The sequence below is a fragment of the Vibrio sp. B7 genome, assembly GCF_963888765.1.
In the GTDB taxonomy this organism is placed as follows: Bacteria; Pseudomonadota; Gammaproteobacteria; order Enterobacterales; family Vibrionaceae; genus Vibrio; species Vibrio anguillarum.
Genome location: NZ_CAWPKR010000002.1, coordinates 142,286 through 159,821, shown reverse-complemented (window position 1 = coordinate 159,821; position 17,536 = coordinate 142,286). Strand labels below are relative to the sequence as shown.

The following is a 17,536-nucleotide window of genomic DNA, read 5'->3' as shown; positions in this document are numbered from 1 at the left end:
ATTAATTATGTTTAGAGCTTGAGAAACATCCATAAAAAAATCCAAGTGCATTAAATACACTTGGATTTTGACAGCTCTGAAGGATCGTTCAACCGATCACTTTGGCCTTAACTGATCGGCATTAGCCGCAAGGCCCTTTTTTGTTGATGAGCGATTAGATAGTAGGTGACAACATGCAGCGAGCCACCTTTTACATTGTGAACGAAGAAAGCCCTCAAGCAACGCTAGCAGGCTTTGAGCAATATGTCCTATTTCTGGCTCATCACTTCGCCAAACAAGGGGCAAAAATTTATCTGCATTGTGATGATAAAACTCACGCTGAACAGTTTGCCGAACATTTATGGCAAGTACCTGCTGAACAGTTTGTCGCGCACAATCTGGTGGGTGAAGGCCCGAAATACTCTACTCATATCGAGATTGGCTACCCCAACGTCAAACCCAATTGGAATCGTCAACTGGTAATAAATGTGGCGGATAATCATACAACCTTTGCGAACGCCTTTGCTGAGGTGGTAGACTTCGTCCCCTGCGAAGAAAAAGCAAAGCAACGAGCACGCGAAAGGTATAAAATCTACCGTCAAGCTGGCTACCAATTGCAAACAATCGAGATCCAACATCCATAGGTCAAACCTTATAGTTAAGGCGATCTTTAACAAGATCCTTCACTTATGAAGTTTGACTAAGATTAACCATTCACAGTATCCATTTAAGAGCACTATGGAAAAGACATATAACCCAACAGCAATCGAACAAGCTCTGTATCAGACTTGGGAAGAGAACGGCTACTTTAAGCCTCACGGTGATACATCAAAAGAAGCGTACAGCATCATGATCCCACCGCCGAACGTCACTGGTAGCCTTCATATGGGTCACGCATTCCAAGACACCATTATGGATACTTTGATCCGCTGCGAACGCATGAAAGGCAAAAATACCTTATGGCAAGTGGGTACAGACCACGCCGGTATTGCTACCCAAATGGTGGTTGAACGTAAAATTGCCGCAGAAGAAGGCAAAACCAAACACGATTACGGCCGTGATGCCTTCATCGACAAAATTTGGGAATGGAAAGGCGAATCAGGTGGCACCATCACTAAACAGCTTCGCCGCCTTGGCGCATCGGTAGACTGGGATCGTGAACGCTTCACTATGGATGCAGGCCTATCCAATGCCGTTCAAGAAGTGTTTGTTCGCCTTTACCAAGAAGATTTACTCTACCGTGGTAAACGTCTTGTGAACTGGGATCCAAAACTGCACACTGCAATTTCTGATCTAGAAGTAGAAAACAAAGACGTCAAAGGTCACATGTGGCACTTCCGTTACCCACTGGCTGACGGCGTAAAAACAGCAGACGGTAAAGACTACATTGTTGTTGCGACCACTCGTCCTGAAACCATGCTGGGTGACACAGGCGTAGCGGTTAACCCTGAAGATCCACGCTACCAAGCTCTGATCGGCAAAGAGATCATTCTGCCAATCGTCAATCGTCGCATTTCTATCGTGGGCGATGAGCACGCAGACATGGAAAAAGGCACAGGCTGTGTGAAGATCACCCCTGCTCACGATTTCAATGACTATGAAGTCGGTAAGCGCCACCAACTGCCGATGATCAACATTTTCACCTTTGATGCCAATATTCGTGACGCCGCCGAAGTGTTCAATACCAATGGTGAACCAAGTGACGCTTACAGCAGCGATCTACCTGCTAAGTACCAAGGCATGGAGCGCTTTGCGGCACGTAAAGCCATCGTAGCTGAATTTGAAGCTCTCGGCCTGCTTGAAGAAATCAAAGATCACGACCTCACCATTCCTTACGGTGACCGTGGTGGTGTGGTGATCGAACCAATGCTGACCGACCAATGGTACGTACGCACAGCGCCACTAGCGGAAGTCGCAACCAAAGCCGTTGAAGATGGCGAGATTCAATTTGTGCCTAAGCAGTACGAAAACATGTACTTCTCATGGATGCGTGACGTGCAAGATTGGTGTATCTCACGCCAACTTTGGTGGGGTCATCGTATTCCTGCTTGGTATGACAACGACGGCAACGTTTATGTCGGCCGTAGCGAAGAAGAAGTGCGCGAACAAAACAACCTAGCCCCAGTGGTGGTACTGCGCCAAGATGATGATGTATTGGACACTTGGTTCTCATCCGCTCTTTGGACTTTTGGTACACAAGGCTGGCCAGAAAACACTGAGGCACTAAAAACATTCCACCCGTCTGACGTTCTTGTTACTGGTTTCGACATCATCTTCTTCTGGGTTGCACGCATGATCATGATGACCATGCACTTCTGTAAAGATGAGAATGGTAAACCACAAGTGCCATTTAAAACTGTTTATGTCACAGGCCTTATCCGTGATGAAAACGGCGACAAAATGTCAAAATCTAAAGGCAACGTGCTTGATCCTATCGACATGATCGATGGTATTGATCTTGAATCTCTGGTTGAAAAGCGTTGTGGCAACATGATGCAGCCACAGCTTGCAGCCAAGATCGAGAAAAATACACGTAAAACCTTTGAAAATGGTATCGAACCTTATGGAACCGACGCACTGCGTTTCACGCTAGCAGCGATGGCTTCAACCGGTCGTGATATCAACTGGGACATGAAACGCCTAGAAGGTTACCGCAACTTCTGTAACAAACTCTGGAACGCGAGCCGTTACGTGTTGATGAATACCGAAGATCTCGATTGTGGCTTTAACGCAGGTAGCGAGCTTGAGTATTCGTTAGCCGATAAATGGATCGAGTCTCAATTTGAATTGACGGCTAAAGAGTTCAACAACCATATCAACAACTTCCGTTTAGATATGGCGGCAAATACCCTTTACGAATTCATCTGGAACCAATTCTGTGACTGGTACTTAGAGCTGACTAAACCCGTATTGTGGAAAGGCAGTGAAGCGCAGCAACGCGCAACGCGACGTACATTAATTACGGTATTAGAGAAAACATTACGCCTCGCGCACCCAGTGATCCCGTATATCACTGAAACTATTTGGCAAAGCATTAAGCCATTAGTGGACGGCGTTGAAGGTGACACCATCATGCTGCAAGCGCTGCCTCAGTACGATGAAACGAACTTCAACCAAGCAGCGCTGGATGATATCGAATGGGTGAAAGCCTTTATTACTAGCATTCGCAACCTGCGTGCCGAGTACGATATCAACCCAGGCAAACCTCTTAACGTGATGCTAAAAGCCGCCAACAAGCAAGAAGTGGCACGTTTAGAAACGAACAAAGCGGTACTGTTGTCACTGGCTAAACTGGAGGCACTACGCGTTCTTGAAGAGGGTGAAGAGACTCCCGCTTGTGCAACGGCGCTGGTTGGTCAATCTGAGCTGATGATCCCAATGGCTGGTTTGATTGATAAAGATGCGGAGCTAGAGCGCTTAGCAAAAGAGATTGCTAAAACTCAAGGTGAAATCAAACGCATTGAAGGCAAACTCAATAACCAAGGGTTCGTCGCTAAAGCACCCGAAGCCGTTGTCGCTATCGAGCGTCAAAAGCTGAATGGCTATCAAGATACCTTGGTTAAACTGGAAGAACAGAAAGCGACCATAGCCGCGCTATAATCGCGATTGCGTTACCATTAAAAAGGTCGGTGTGAAAATGCCGACCTTTTTTATTTATTCACGCCATCAGCAGACGCGATTTTTGTGCTCTCCACGCTCAAACGCGGCAATGTTATCCATCAAAATCGTTGCCAATTGTGAAATAGCTGAGTCACTACCCCATGCCACATGTGGTGTAAGCAACAAATTTGGCAAATCCATATTGGCTAGTAAGGGATTCGTTTTATCTGCTGGCTCACGACTGAATACATCCACTCCAGCGCCAGCAATTTGCCCAGATTTCAATGCTGTCACAAGTGCTTGCTCATCAACCAAACCACCACGGCCTGCGTTAATCAACAATGCATTAGGCTTCATCATCTTTAATTCGTTCTCACCTATCAGGTTTCGGGTTTGCTCGCTCAATGGGCAATGTAAGCTCACAACATCCGCCTCCGCTAACATTTGTTCAAAGGGCATAAAACCTTGTCGGTATAACTTGGCCCCCTTTCGTTCAGAAAATATCACCTGCATGCCTATCGCTCGTGCTAACGTTGTAGTTGCCTGTCCGAGCGCGCCACTCCCCACAATACCAAGCGTTGAACCTGCAACATCCCCTATCGGATGAGTAAAAAAGCAAAATTGTTGATTGCGCTGCCACTCGCCATTGGCAATATCTTGATGATAAGCAAACAAGTTACGCCTTAAGGCATAAATCATCCCAACGACATGTTCCGGAACAGAACGGGTGGCATAGCCTTGAACATTCACCAGTGCGATGCCTGCTTCACGACAGTAATCGACATCGACATTATTGACGCCTGTGGCCGACACAGCAATCAAGCGCAATTTCGGACATTGTGAGAGTAACGCTCTATCCAGCACCACTTTATTGGTGATTACGATATCGGCTTGAGATAGGCGATCGAGCGCTTGTTCGGCAGAAGTAAAGTCAAACTCAAGCCAATGATGAGCAAAAGGTAAGCTTGGCAATCGAATATAAGCAGGGATTGTGGACCTATCGAGAAAGACAACCGTGGGTAGTGACATATTAGCTCCTTGTCGCCACCCACATCACACTAAGGTCGGGGCAACGTTTTGTAATCTGGTAATTTTCGTTCAGGATCAAAGTGTTGCAAAATTTGCTCTTGTGCTTCGGGATAAAAATCACAGCCGACAAAAATATTGCGCAGCCAATGACTCTTTGGATGATAAAAACTGAGCTCTGCGGCATGCAATGCTAAGCGATCGGAAAAATCTTGCGCTTCTTGCGGGGCATAAAACTCATCACCCACAATCGGATAACCCAAAGCTTGCATGTGAACACGTAATTGGTGCGAACGGCCAGTTACAGGAAGAAGACGTACAATTGTCGTTTTTTCTTCTCTTTTCGCTACTTGATATAAAGTTTTCGATGGTTTTCCATCTTCAAAGCAGACTTTCTGTTTAGGCCGATTTGGCCAATCGCAAATCAGGGGTAACTCAACCACCCCTTCATCAAGCTCCATTACGCCCCACACGCGAGCATAATAAATTTTATGCGTTAAACGGTATTGAAACTGCTTTTTCAATGCCCCTTCCGCGTATTTATTTTTTGCCAGCACCATCAAGCCAGAAGTCGACATATCCAAACGATGCACAACTTGGATCTCTGGATATTGCTCAGCCAAACGACTCCACATGCTGTCGTGATGCTCAGGCAAGCGTCCTGGAACCGACAGCAGACCTGAAGGTTTATTCACCGCGAGAATCTGATCATCTTCATAGACAATATCAATCCAAGGATCTGTGGGCGGCGTGTATTCAAGCATAGCCATCGAAGGTTTCTCCTAAAAAAATAGGCGCATTATACCAACCTCTCCGCTAAGCCAATAGAGAAGAGTCATCTTAGTTTCGTTAAATCATGAAATCGTCAGTAAGTTAGCCTTGCTTAGAAATATCACTTGAAATGTAACTTAAAATTGACAGATTGACTGGGTGTGATATTGATTGATGAGCTTGACATTAAAGTCAGCTTCAAAAGCAAAAATTATAAATAACACAACATCAAGTCTAAGGAACAAGAATGGAACACAGCGTCCCTTATCAATCGGCCAAACGTTTAACCCTGCCACAACTGCTTCGTTCACTCGGGCCGGGCATTATGATGGCGGCAGCCGCCGTCGGCGGCTCTCATCTCGTCGCGTCAACTCAAGCAGGTGCAATTTATGGCTGGCAACTCGCAGGCCTCATTTTGCTGGTCAACTTATTAAAATACCCCTTTTTTAAGGCTGGCATTCAATACACCATGGGGACAGGCAAAAGTTTAGTACAAGGCTATGCTCATCTCGGGCGCGCTTACTTATGGGTTTTTGCCCTCTTAAGCGTGGTATCGGCCATTATAAACACCGCCGCGTTACTGCTGTTTAGCGCCAGCTTACTGGCCTATTTTGTCCCTTTTGAGCTAGGCAATATTGTTCTTTCCGTGATTGTGCTGACCACTTGTTTGCTGATCCTTTTTGCAGGCCACTTTCGCGCGCTCGACTCACTTTCTAAAATTATTATGGCAGTACTGACAATCGCCACCTTACTCGCCGTGGTGATTGCCGTCGCAACCCCAACGCAGATAGTGGTAGAAACCATTTCGCCTTCACCTTGGACACTCGCCGCGATCGGTTTTTTGGTGGTGACAATGGGCTGGATGCCCGCACCCATTGAGATTTCGAGCATCACTTCGGTGTGGCTCAAGCGTCAATGCCAAGAGCAGCAAGTGACGCCGCAATCCGCACTATTTGATTTCAATGTGGGCTATATCGGTACTGCAATCTTGGCGATTGTATTTTTGGCGCTTGGTGCCTTAGTACTACACGGAACAGGCGTTGAGCTCTCGAAATCTGGCGTCGGCTTTTCGCATCAATTGGTCGGATTGTACGCTTCAACCATAGGTGAGTGGTCACGTTATTTGATTGCAGTGATCGCCTTTTTCTGTATTTTTGGTAGCACCATCACCGTTATTGATGGCTATTCACGAGTGATTGCAGAATCACAACGTCTTTTGCAAAACAAAGAGAGCCAAAGCCCACGTTGCTACCAAGCTTGGGTCATCGTGGTATCGGCTTTAGCGCTAGCCATCATTGCCTTTTGGGCTTCAGCACTGATGCCAATGCTGAATTTTGCGATGATCATGGCATTTATGACCACGCCAATTTTTGCGCTGCTCAACTATATTCTGGTGACTAAAACACCTTTACCGGCTGAACTCGCAGTAGGAAAAAAACTCAAAGCGCTGTCTATCGTAGGGCTTGTTTATCTGTTTGGCTTTTTAGCGCTGTTTATTTGGTGGAAGTGGCTTATGTAACAGCAGATAAAACAAAGGCCTTATGAAAAAGGCCTTTGTTGTTTTTAATGTCCGCCACAAGGGCCAAGTAAAGGGATCAGTTATGCGTCACAACGATTAAACGCAACGAATCCAGTTGGAATTGCGCTTTACCGATGTAACCGCTTAACTCGTTGATCTGCTCTTCAATCGCGCTGATCTCTTCATCACGAATGTTCGGGTTGACTGCTTTAAGCGCCAATAAGCGCTCCAGTTCACCGTTTAAGCTCGACTGCATCTCTTTCTGCGCTTGTTCACGAATCGCTTCAACACGGCTCACAACTTGGCTTTCACTGGCAGCAATTAAGCTATGTACATCATTTTGTACCGACGTAACGAGCTTGCTGGCCAAATGACGATTCACTGGGCTTAATTGGCGGTTGAAGCTTTCAAACTCAACTTGCGCGGAGAGATCATTACCACGCGCATCCATCATCAAACGGATCGGTGTTTGAGGAAGGAAGCGGCTGATACCACTGCGTTTTGGCGCTTGTGCATCCACCACATAGATCAACTCAAGTAGCAAAGTCCCAACAGGCAGAGCTTTATTTTTCAGCAGAGAAACCGCCGATGTTCCCACGCCTTCGCTCATCAGTAGGTCAATCCCGCCTTGAATCATCGGGTGTTCCCAACTGATGAAATTCATATCTTCACGCGATAATGCCGTATCACGATCAAAAGTGATGGTCGCTCCTTCATACGGCAAACCGGGGTAGCTTGGCACCATCATGTGCTCTGATGGTGTGACCACCAGCGCGTTTTCACCCCGATCATCTTGGTTTAAACCGATCGCATCAAATAAGCTCAAAGCGAAAGTAACCAAGTTAGTATCGCCATCCGTTGATGCTATACTTTCGACGATTTTCAATGCTTTTTCGCCACCGTTTGAATGCATTTCAAGCAATCGGTCACGCCCTTGTTCAAGCTGAGCCTTCAACGTTTTGTTGAGCGTTGCCGACTGTTCAATGATCTCATCCAACGTATCGATATTTCCCGAAGCCAGCATGTCAATCAGATCATCGGCATATTTATCATACACAGCGCGGCCTGTTGGGCAGGTTTCAGCAAATGCATTCAAGCCTTCATCAAACCAACGCGCCAAAATCGCTTGCGATGTGCCTTTAAGGTACGGCACATGGATATCGATATCACGGTGTTGACCAATACGATCCAAACGGCCAATGCGTTGCTCTAAAAGATCTGGGTTAAACGGCAGATCAAACATCACCAGCTGGTTAGCAAATTGGAAGTTACGCCCTTCAGAGCCGATTTCACTACAGATAAGCACTTGCGCGCCACCCTCTTCTTGTGCGAAATAAGCGGCGGCTTTATCACGTTCTAAAATCGACATACCTTCATGAAAAACGGTCGCGCGAATGCCTTCACGCTCACGCAGTGCTTGCTCCAGTTGTAACGCGGTGCTAGCGCGAGAAGCGATCACTAAAATCTTTTCGCTGCGTTTTTCTTTCACTTTTTCAAGCAGCCAATTCACGCGAGAATCGAACTGCCACCAACTTGCATCATCGCCTTCAAACTCTTGGAAAATCTCTTCGGGGTAGAGCATTTTCATCGCGCGAGCCTGAGCACTGAGCTTACCGCCGATCATGCCAGCCACTCGCATCGAGGTCGTGTATTGCGCGGGGATTTCCATCGGCATCAAGTGCACATTACGCACAGGGAATCCTTTAATCGCAGCGCGGGTGTTTCTAAACAGCACGCGGCCTGTACCATGGCGATCCATCAGATTATCAATCAGCTCTTGGCGAGCAGAGGCTTTGCTCTCTTCATCGGCATCGCTTTCAATAATGCGAAACAGCGGCTCAACATCTTGCTCTGAAAGTAGCTCAGTGATTTGGTTTTTGGCTTCGTTTTGCAACTTCTCACCCGAAAACAGGGCACTGACGGAATCGGCTACAGGCGCATATTGCTCTTCTTCTTCAACGAACGCCTCGTAATCGTAAAAACGATCGGGATCGAGCAAACGCAAACGCGCAAAATGACTTTCACGGCCCAATTGCTCCGGCGTTGCCGTTAGCAGCAATACCGCTGGGGTGTTTTGCGCTAGCCCTTCGACCACTTGGTATTCGCGGCTTGGTTTATCTTGGCTCCATTCTAGATGGTGCGCTTCATCCACCACCAATAGATCCCACTCCGCCTCAAGTGCTTGTTCAAAACGTTGACGACTTTTACGCAGAAAATCGAGCGAACAAAGCACATATTGCTGAGTATCAAAAGGGTTGTGTGCTTCAGCGAACGCTTCAACACAGCGCTCCTCATCAAAAATGGAGAAATGAAGATTAAAGCGACGCATCATCTCCACCAACCATTGGTGCTGCAAGGTTTCCGGCACCACAATTAAAATACGTTCCGCGCGGCCAGAAAGCACTTGTTGATGAATGATCATCCCCGCTTCAATGGTTTTACCTAACCCCACTTCATCGGCTAATAACACGCGGGGCGCATGGCGACGGCCAACCTCATGTGCGATATAAAGCTGATGAGGAATCAGGCCCGCGCGCATGCCACATAAACCACGCATTGGGCTTTTGTGTTGTTGATATTGGTTAGTGAGGGCGCGATAACGCAACACAAAATTATCCATGCGATCAATTTGACCTGCGAACAATTTATCTTGCGGTTTGTTGAAACGGATTTGGTGGCTTAAGAAAATTTCACGTAGCGCCACGCCGCTTTCATCGTTGTCTTCGCGCGTGCCGAGATAAGTGAGTAGTCCTTGTTCTTCAACAACTTGCTCAACGCGTAGCGACCAGCCTTCTTGGCTTTCAACCACATCGCCGCTATTGAACGTCACTCGTGTTACCGGGGCGTCACTGCGTGCATAAACGCGGTTTTCTTCTGATGCAGCAAACATCAAGGTCACAGTACGCGCATCAAGCGCTACTACAGTACCTAAACCAAGATCACTTTCTGTATCGCTTATCCAGCGTTGCCCCAAAGCAAAACTCATGAATCGACTACCTTATTTATTTGGAATGGATTGTATCGTTCTGCTACCACGTGAAGGCAACTCCTAATTATGATTGTTGTTGGAGTGTGGTGCAGAAAAAGGTCGCTAATCTTACTTGATGGCGTGATACAGGTCACGTGTAAAGCGAAGGATAACCAAGATTTTTTTCTTCAACTTTTGGTTGACATCAAACTGTAAGAAATCGGTGGCATTTGTAGTAAACAAGGTTGCTATACTTGTTGTAACGATGCTTGCTTTGCCAGTCAAAAGGATGACTCTGGCACGAAGCATGCGGACCAAACAGACAATGAGTATCAACACAGGCTTGCAGTAAGTCATCGAGCAATCGAGTCACTACCGGCATCCATTGATCGATAACCTCTACTTGCTGGCATCTTTTGTTAAGCACGCTGCACAGCAGCAAGGAGACGCTTATGGGCGATACCGATCGGAAACTGTTTGTACTTGATACCAACATCCTGCTTCATGAACCTTTAGCCATATACTCCTTCCAAGAGCATGATGTGGTCATTCCGATGACCGTTCTTGAAGAACTTGACCGGATCAAAGACAGTAAACGCGATGTTGCACGAGATGCGCGGGTCGCAATTCGTGCTTTAGAGCACTTATTCCACGATGCCACCCCAGACGAAATTACCGAAGGTATTCCATTTTCTAAAGAGGCCAGCAAGACGGGAACTATCTCGATCCTTGCCGACTTTGAGTTGCAAGAAACCGTCAAAGCCTTTGCTGACAAAGCTGGCGACAACCGTATCCTCAATGCTGTTCTTTACCTGCAAGCGAAACGAGCGCCACGCGCTGTGGTTCTCATCACCAAAGACATCAACATGCGATTGCGCGCTAAAGGTGCAGGCGTGCGCTATGTTGAGGATTACCGCACAGACCAACTGATTGATGATGTGCAGTACCTGACCAAGGGCTTCCAAGTTCGTGAAGGAAACTTTTGGAACAACGTCGATGAAGTTGAGAGTAGAACCGTCGGCGGAAAAGCCTTCCATACGCTAGATAAGGCGCCGTTTGACCCGACCTTTATTAATCAATATGTCATTGATGAAGAAAGCGATTTTTCGGCGCGCGTGCATGAAATCAACACAGACAGAATTACGCTGCTTGATATTGGCCGCGAGAGAATGATGCACCGCAAAGCGTGGGACATCACTCCGAAAAATATCTACCAAGCGATGGCTCTTGATGCCTTGCTTGATCCAAGCATTGATTTGGTGATTTTAACCGGAGCCGCTGGTAGCGGGAAAACGCTGCTCGCTATGGCCGCCGCTCTTGAACAAACCATTGAGAAGAAGATGTTCGATAAGATTATCGTCACCCGTAACACACCAGATATCGGAGAATCGATCGGCTTCTTACCCGGAACAGAGGAAGAGAAAATGATGCCGTGGCTGGCGGCGGTTACGGATACATTGGAAGCCTTGCACAAAAACGATCACTGCACCGAAGGTTCACTCAAATACATCTGCGATAAAGCCAATATCCAGTTTAAATCGATCAACTTTATGCGTGGGCGCTCAATCCAAAATGCCTTTGTGCTACTCGATGAGTGTCAAAATTTAACCGCTTCTCAAATCAAAACTATCATCACGCGCTGTGGTGAGGGCACTAAAATTGTCTGTTCTGGTAACTTAGCACAGATTGACTCCCACTACTTAACCCCTGTGACCTCAGGTTTGACCTACATGGTTGAGCGCTTTAAAAACTTTGAAGGCAGCGCCAACATTCACTTAAACGGCGTCGTTCGCAGCCGCTTGGCCGAATTCGCTGAAGAGAATTTATAATCACATTAGGCGAGATATTATCAATATCTCGCCTTTATTTTAAAATAATTATTCACAAACTTAGCATTTATATGTTTTACTAAGGCCATTCATCATTCACCGTTTAGGACTGGGATATGGCTTTCAATTTACGCAACCGCAACTTTCTCAAACTGCTCGATTTCACGCCGAAAGAGATCCAATTTCTGCTCGATCTCTCTGCTGATCTCAAAAAAGCGAAATACGCCGGATCAGAACAGAAAAGATTAGCGGGTAAAAATATTGCGCTGATTTTTGAGAAAGCCTCAACACGGACGCGATGTGCATTTGAAGTGGCCGCGTTTGATCAAGGCGCTCAAGTCTCTTACATCGGGCCATCAGGGTCGCAAATTGGTCATAAAGAGTCGATGAAAGACACCGCGCGCGTACTCGGAAGAATGTACGATGGCATCCAATATCGCGGTTTTGGACAAGAAATTGTCGAAGAGCTTGGCGCACATGCTGGCGTTCCTGTATGGAACGGGCTCACCAACGAGTTCCACCCAACACAGATTTTAGCTGACTTTTTAACCATGATTGAGCATGGCCGTGGTAAGCAGTTGCACCAAGTGTCACTGGCTTATCTAGGCGATGCACGCAATAACATGGGCAATTCACTGATGGTGGGCGCAGCAAAAATGGGCATGGATATTCGCCTCGTCGCACCCAAACAGTTTTGGCCAGAAGCATCACTCGTCATCACTTGCCAAGAAATTGCCAAACAGACGGGAGCCAAAATCACGCTCACTGAAAATATACAAGAAGGCGTGCAAGGATGCGATTTTCTCTATACCGACGTTTGGGTTTCCATGGGCGAATCAGCCGATGCATGGGATGAACGCGTGGCCTTAATGACACCTTACCAAATCAATATGAATGTGATTAAGCAAACTGGTAATCCACAGGTAAAATTTATGCACTGCTTGCCTGCGTTTCATAACGACGAAACCACTGTAGGTAAAGAGGTGGCGGAAAAATATGGTATGAAAGGTTTGGAAGTCACCGAAGAGGTGTTTGAGTCTGAATATTCGATTGTGTTTGATGAAGCTGAAAACCGCATGCACACCATCAAAGCTGTGATGGTCGCGACTCTCGGCGCTTAAAAAAACAAGGCAACAATGGATCGAAGCCCGATGAGCTTACATGAGTAAGTGATTCGGGTGAGTGAAAGCAGCTAACGCCGCGACAGTGCCAATGATGAAGAGGATTGTTAGGTAATCGCTTGCGCTCACACAACGAAAGCGTATAATTCCCAGCAATTTGTCTGAGGGGTAGCTATGAAAACGGACGTTGTTATTCACATCTACAACGCAATTCGATTCAATGTAGGTCAGCGTGCTGACTTACTGGGCGCGTTATTTTTCCCCTCTCTTGATTTTTAAAGCCTCCCTATTGGGGGGCTTTTTTATGGCTACTAGAAAATTATAGGGAAGACGACCATGGTGAATTCGCTTTATCAAAAGCACATTATTTCGATTCCGGAGCTCTCTCGTGACGAGCTGGAATTGATTGTGAAAACCGCAGGCCAACTCAAAGCGGAACCAAAACCAGAGCTGATTAAGCACAAAGTGGTGGCAAGCTGCTTTTTTGAGCCGTCGACTCGTACTCGTTTGTCTTTTGAAACTGCTATTCAACGCATCGGCGGCAGCGTGATTGGCTTTGATAATGGTGGCAATACGTCACTGGCGAAAAAAGGCGAAACACTGGCCGATTCAGTACAAGTGATCTCCTCTTATGTGGATGCGTTTGTGATGCGCCACCCCCAAGAAGGCGCAGCACGTTTAGCCTCTGAATTTTCAAACGGCGTTCCTGTGATTAACGCTGGCGACGGTGCCAACCAGCACCCAACCCAAACACTGCTCGATTTGTTCACCATTGCCGAAACACAAGGCCGTTTAGATAACATTAATATCGCCTTTGTTGGCGACTTGAAATATGGCCGTACCGTCCATTCTTTAACCCAAGCTTTGGCTAAATTTAACCACATTCGCTTCTTCTTTGTTGCGCCGGATGCGCTGGCTATGCCTGACTATATTTGCGAAGAGTTAGATGATGCAGGCATTGAGTACAGCCTGCACACCGATATGGAAAGCGTTATTCCACAGTTAGATATTCTGTATATGACGCGCGTCCAAAAAGAGCGCTTTGATGAATCAGAGTACGCGCACATAAAATCGGCGTATATTTTAACAGCCACCATGCTTGAAGGTGCGCGCGATAACTTAAAAGTGCTGCATCCGCTTCCGCGCGTGGATGAAATCACCGTTGATGTGGACAAAACGAAGCACGCTTACTTCTTCCAACAAGCAGAAAACGGGGTCTACGCCCGTGAAGCTTTGCTGGCGCTTGTGTTAAACGAAACCCTGTAATAAAGGAGCCCCAACTATGACTAAAGAGACTCAATTGCAGGTTGAAGCCATTAAAAACGGCACGGTTATCGACCACATTCCTGCGCAAATCGGTATTAAAGTATTAAAGTTATTCGATATGCACAATTCTCATCAACGTGTCACGATTGGCTTAAATTTACCCTCTTCCGCGCTGGGCGCAAAAGATCTGCTGAAGATTGAAAATGTGTTCATTAATGAAGCCCAAGCCAATAAATTAGCACTTTATGCACCGCATGCGACTGTCAACCAAATCGAAAACTACCAAGTGGTGAAAAAGCTAGCGTTGACACTGCCTGAGCAGATCAATGATGTTTTTGCCTGCCCAAACAGCAACTGTATTTCCCACAATGAACCGGTCGAAAGCAGCTTTAAGGTTTTCGAAAAGAAAAACGATATTCGTTTGAAATGTAAGTATTGTGAGAAAGTTTACTCACGTGAGATTGTGACCGAACGCGAGTCATAATTAACCCCGTTTAAGTCTATCGATGCCTCACTTTAGTGGGGCATTTTGCACTTTACCTGCCGTTTCTTTAAAGGCAAACTGACGCCTACCCTTCCCATAAAAACAGATGGAACACAATCATGACTAAAGTACTTCATACCGAATCCGCTCCTGCCGCAATTGGCCCTTATGTACAAGGTGTCGATCTTGGCAATATGGTGCTAACTTCAGGGCAAATTCCAGTCAACCCAGTCACCGGCGAAGTGTCAGCAGATATCGCAGTGCAGGCTCGTCAATCTCTCGACAACGTAAAAGCCGTGGTGGAGTCTTCTGGCTTAACAGTTTCTGACATCGTAAAAATGACTGTATTTGTTAAAGATCTGAATGATTTTGGCACGGTGAATGAAGTCTACGGTAAATTTTTTGATGAGCATAACGTGGCAAACTACCCTGCGCGTTCATGCGTAGAAGTCGCTCGCTTACCTAAAGATGTGGGTATTGAAATTGAAGCGATTGCGGTACGTAAGTAAGCATTGCTCATAATCAGCACAGTGTAAGCACCACCAGCATGCCACTCTGACGTGAATGTGCTTTTTCAAACCTCGAACCCCGTTCGAGGTTTTTGTTTAATCCAAAAAATCAATTTTTACACCTCATACTTGCTACTTTAGGGTTAGTCACCAACACTTATCGTACTTTTGAACCGTTCGAGGTAGTGAGATGCAAGGGATTATCTATACCGTTCTTTCTGATTTAGTCATCGAAAAATTTGGCGCACTGTTTTGGGATCAAATGCTGGAGGATTTAAAACCTAGCTCTCAAGGCATCTACACCGCTGGAGAGCAATACTCCGATGACGAACTGCTTGCAATGGTGGCTTATTTGAGCAAGCAGAAAAACATCCCCACCGATGATTTAGTCCGGCTTTATGGGCAATACCTATTTTCTCGCCTGTACAACAGCCTTCCTGAAAATTATCCAAATAAAAACAACTTATTAGAGTTTTTGATTTCGGTCGATCAAGTGATCCATAAAGAAGTGAAGCGGCTCTACCCCGATGCCTATTTGCCGCAATTTCAATGTAAAAGCGAGGGCGATCGATTAACCATGTATTACACCTCGAAAAGAAAATTGTGCGCTGCGGCGGAAGGACTCATCATCGGCGCTTCAGAACAATTTGGTGAAGAAGTCGAAATCGAGCAGCCCCAATGCATGCATCATGGTGCTTCATTTTGTGAAATTGTTGTCATCTTTAAGGGCAAACATGAGTGAAATAGAGCAATATCAACGCATTTATGAGCGTGAGCGTCAGGCTCGTTTGCTGGCAGAGCGGTTACTGCAAGAAAAAAGCCGCGAGCTCTACGATAAAATTTTAGAGCTGCAAGAGACTCTAGATCAACTTCATAGCGCGCAAGCACAGCTTGTACAATCAGAAAAAATGGCCTCCGTCGGTCTGCTGGCAGCTGGCGTTGCTCACGAGATCAATAACCCAATCGGTTTTTGTCTGAGTAATTTAAATACGCTGCGTGATTACTCTCACACCTATATAGGAATTGTCGCTTTGGTAGCACAGCACAAAGCCGAAATTGCTAACACGGATTTCTACCGCAATTATCAAGATTATTATCAACGCCATGATATTGGTTTTGTCGAAAGTGATTTAACTGACATGCTTCAAGAGACTTCGGGTGGATTGCTCCGCGTAAAAGACATTGTCACTAGCCTACAAAGCGTTTCTCACTCCAGTGATGGCCGATTTGTCGAGTGTGAGTTAAATTCGTGTATTGAATCAACACTACACATGGTCTGGAACCAATTTAAATATACGATGGAGGTCGAGCAGCGACTGGATGAGACTTTGCCGAAAATCAATGGGATATCAGCAGAGCTACAACAAGTGTTTATGAACCTATTTATTAACGCCTCTCACGCTTGCGAAGCACAAGGAAAGTTAACGATTAGCACAGATTCTGTGGTCGAAAAAGGGAAACGCTGGGTGAGGGTGACTGTGGCGGATAATGGGCATGGCATGAATCAAGACATCATCAACAAGGTGTTTGATCCTTTCTTCACCACCAAACCTGTCGGCGTAGGGACGGGTTTGGGTTTATCGATTTCATACAGTATTGTTGAAAAGCATGGTGGGAAAATGCAGGTCGAATCTGAAGTGGGACAAGGCACAACCTTCATACTTCTTTTTCCCACCATTTAGTAAAGCGGTTACTGGCTGCGTGATGTGACTTTCTTACCATCAAGCATCGCCACTTCTTCATCCAGCTGCGCTAATTTGGCCATCATCTGCTCACGGCATAATGTCGCTAATTCCCGTAAATTTTCTTTTCCATATCCTTCAATACTGATCGGTGGCAGCATCTCAACAATCACATGACCATTGTCCCAACGGTTCAGCTTAATATCATTAGTTGAGCTACAAACGATGGGGATAATCGGTACACCTGCGCCAATTGCCGCATGAAATGCACCCATTTTAAAGGGCAGCATGCCACGGCCACGCGAGCGAGTACCTTCTGGAAACATCCACACAGACACATCACTGGTTTTTATGCTATCGACAACTTGATCAATGGTCCCTTTGGCTTTATTGCGATTGGATCTATCAATTAAAATATTCCCTGCTAACCAATACAACTGACCAAACACAGGTGTCCAAACTAAACTTTTTTTCCCTACTGTCACGACTTTCGGCGTTACAGCCGCAGCAACAGTACACAGATCCCAGTTATTTTGATGATTCGCAATGTAGATGTGCTGGCCGCGTTGATAAGCATCTTCTGGGATACGCAGTTCTAATTTAATACCCATCAATTTTGACATACGGGCGAATAAACGCCCAAACGTAAATACATGTTTGGGATTGCGTGGGCTAAGTAAACAGTAGCCACATCCAAAAACAAACATCACAATGGCAAACAGTGCGACTGCCAATAGACGCAAAAGAGCAATCATTTCAGTTCTCCATGGAACAAAGATAAA

Annotated in this window: 14 protein-coding genes; 10 read left to right on the top strand and 4 right to left on the bottom strand. The window is 46.1% G+C overall.

Annotated elements, in window-relative coordinates; all coding sequences use genetic code 11:
• The first annotated feature begins 173 nt into the window (after positions 1-173).
• Both AACV32_RS01690 and AACV32_RS01685 read left to right on the top strand, forming a co-directional pair.
• The gene (locus tag AACV32_RS01690; RefSeq protein ID WP_017043380.1) at positions 174-623 is read left to right on the top strand and encodes a DNA polymerase III subunit chi; all 450 of its coding nucleotides are present in this window, start codon (positions 174-176) and stop codon (positions 621-623) included.
• A 94-nt stretch (positions 624-717) separates the two neighbouring features.
• Entirely contained in the window at positions 718-3,579 is a 2,862-nt protein-coding gene (locus tag AACV32_RS01685) for a valine--tRNA ligase (RefSeq protein WP_170895600.1), read from the top strand.
• Positions 3,580-3,645: 66 nt separating this feature from the next.
• On the opposite strand, the gene AACV32_RS01680 is transcribed toward AACV32_RS01685, so the two are convergent.
• Positions 3,646-4,608 (bottom strand): D-2-hydroxyacid dehydrogenase, encoded by a 963-nt coding sequence (locus tag AACV32_RS01680; protein WP_170895599.1) that lies wholly within the window; start codon positions 4,606-4,608, stop codon positions 3,646-3,648.
• A 29-nt stretch (positions 4,609-4,637) separates the two neighbouring features.
• A complete protein-coding gene (locus tag AACV32_RS01675; RefSeq protein ID WP_064625906.1) occupies positions 4,638-5,375 on the bottom strand; it encodes an RluA family pseudouridine synthase in 738 nt (245 codons plus the stop codon).
• A 248-nt stretch (positions 5,376-5,623) separates the two neighbouring features.
• On the opposite strand from AACV32_RS01675, the gene AACV32_RS01670 reads away from it, so the two are divergent.
• The gene (locus tag AACV32_RS01670; RefSeq protein WP_170895598.1) at positions 5,624-6,895 is read left to right on the top strand and encodes an NRAMP family divalent metal transporter; all 1,272 of its coding nucleotides are present in this window, start codon (positions 5,624-5,626) and stop codon (positions 6,893-6,895) included.
• A 76-nt stretch (positions 6,896-6,971) separates the two neighbouring features.
• Here AACV32_RS01670 and rapA read toward each other — a convergent pair whose 3' ends face one another.
• Positions 6,972-9,881: an RNA polymerase-associated protein RapA gene (gene rapA / locus AACV32_RS01665; RefSeq protein WP_013855992.1), complete on the bottom strand. Its 2,910-nt coding sequence runs from the start codon at positions 9,879-9,881 to the stop codon at positions 6,972-6,974.
• Between the two features lie 434 nt (positions 9,882-10,315).
• Between rapA and AACV32_RS01660 the strand changes: the two genes are divergently transcribed.
• From AACV32_RS01660 to AACV32_RS01630, 7 genes are all read left to right on the top strand, one after another.
• Positions 10,316-11,692: a PhoH family protein gene (locus AACV32_RS01660; RefSeq protein WP_026028555.1), complete on the top strand. Its 1,377-nt coding sequence runs from the start codon at positions 10,316-10,318 to the stop codon at positions 11,690-11,692.
• A 116-nt stretch (positions 11,693-11,808) separates the two neighbouring features.
• A complete protein-coding gene (gene argF, locus AACV32_RS01655; RefSeq protein WP_017049801.1) occupies positions 11,809-12,813 on the top strand; it encodes an ornithine carbamoyltransferase in 1,005 nt (334 codons plus the stop codon).
• Positions 12,814-13,149: 336 nt separating this feature from the next.
• The gene (gene pyrB / locus AACV32_RS01650) at positions 13,150-14,079 is read left to right on the top strand and encodes an aspartate carbamoyltransferase (RefSeq protein ID WP_170895597.1); all 930 of its coding nucleotides are present in this window, start codon (positions 13,150-13,152) and stop codon (positions 14,077-14,079) included.
• Positions 14,080-14,095: 16 nt separating this feature from the next.
• The gene (gene pyrI, locus AACV32_RS01645; RefSeq protein WP_010318833.1) at positions 14,096-14,563 is read left to right on the top strand and encodes an aspartate carbamoyltransferase regulatory subunit; all 468 of its coding nucleotides are present in this window, start codon (positions 14,096-14,098) and stop codon (positions 14,561-14,563) included.
• A 119-nt stretch (positions 14,564-14,682) separates the two neighbouring features.
• Positions 14,683-15,072, top strand: a complete 390-nt coding sequence (locus AACV32_RS01640; protein WP_013855986.1) for a RidA family protein — start codon at positions 14,683-14,685, stop codon at positions 15,070-15,072.
• A gap of 190 nt (positions 15,073-15,262) precedes the next feature.
• Positions 15,263-15,814 carry a heme NO-binding domain-containing protein gene (locus AACV32_RS01635; protein WP_094144715.1) on the top strand — a complete coding sequence of 184 codons (552 nt, stop codon included), beginning with the start codon at positions 15,263-15,265 and terminating at the stop codon, positions 15,812-15,814.
• Positions 15,807-16,754: a sensor histidine kinase gene (locus tag AACV32_RS01630; protein WP_170895596.1), complete on the top strand. Its 948-nt coding sequence runs from the start codon at positions 15,807-15,809 to the stop codon at positions 16,752-16,754. Before AACV32_RS01635 ends, AACV32_RS01630 begins: the two co-directional genes overlap by 8 nt.
• An 8-nt stretch (positions 16,755-16,762) precedes the next feature.
• Here AACV32_RS01630 and AACV32_RS01625 read toward each other — a convergent pair whose 3' ends face one another.
• Complete coding sequence (locus tag AACV32_RS01625; protein ID WP_013855983.1) at positions 16,763-17,509, bottom strand: 1-acylglycerol-3-phosphate O-acyltransferase; 747 nt, start codon at positions 17,507-17,509, stop codon at positions 16,763-16,765.
• Between the last annotated feature and the right edge of the window lie 27 nt (positions 17,510-17,536).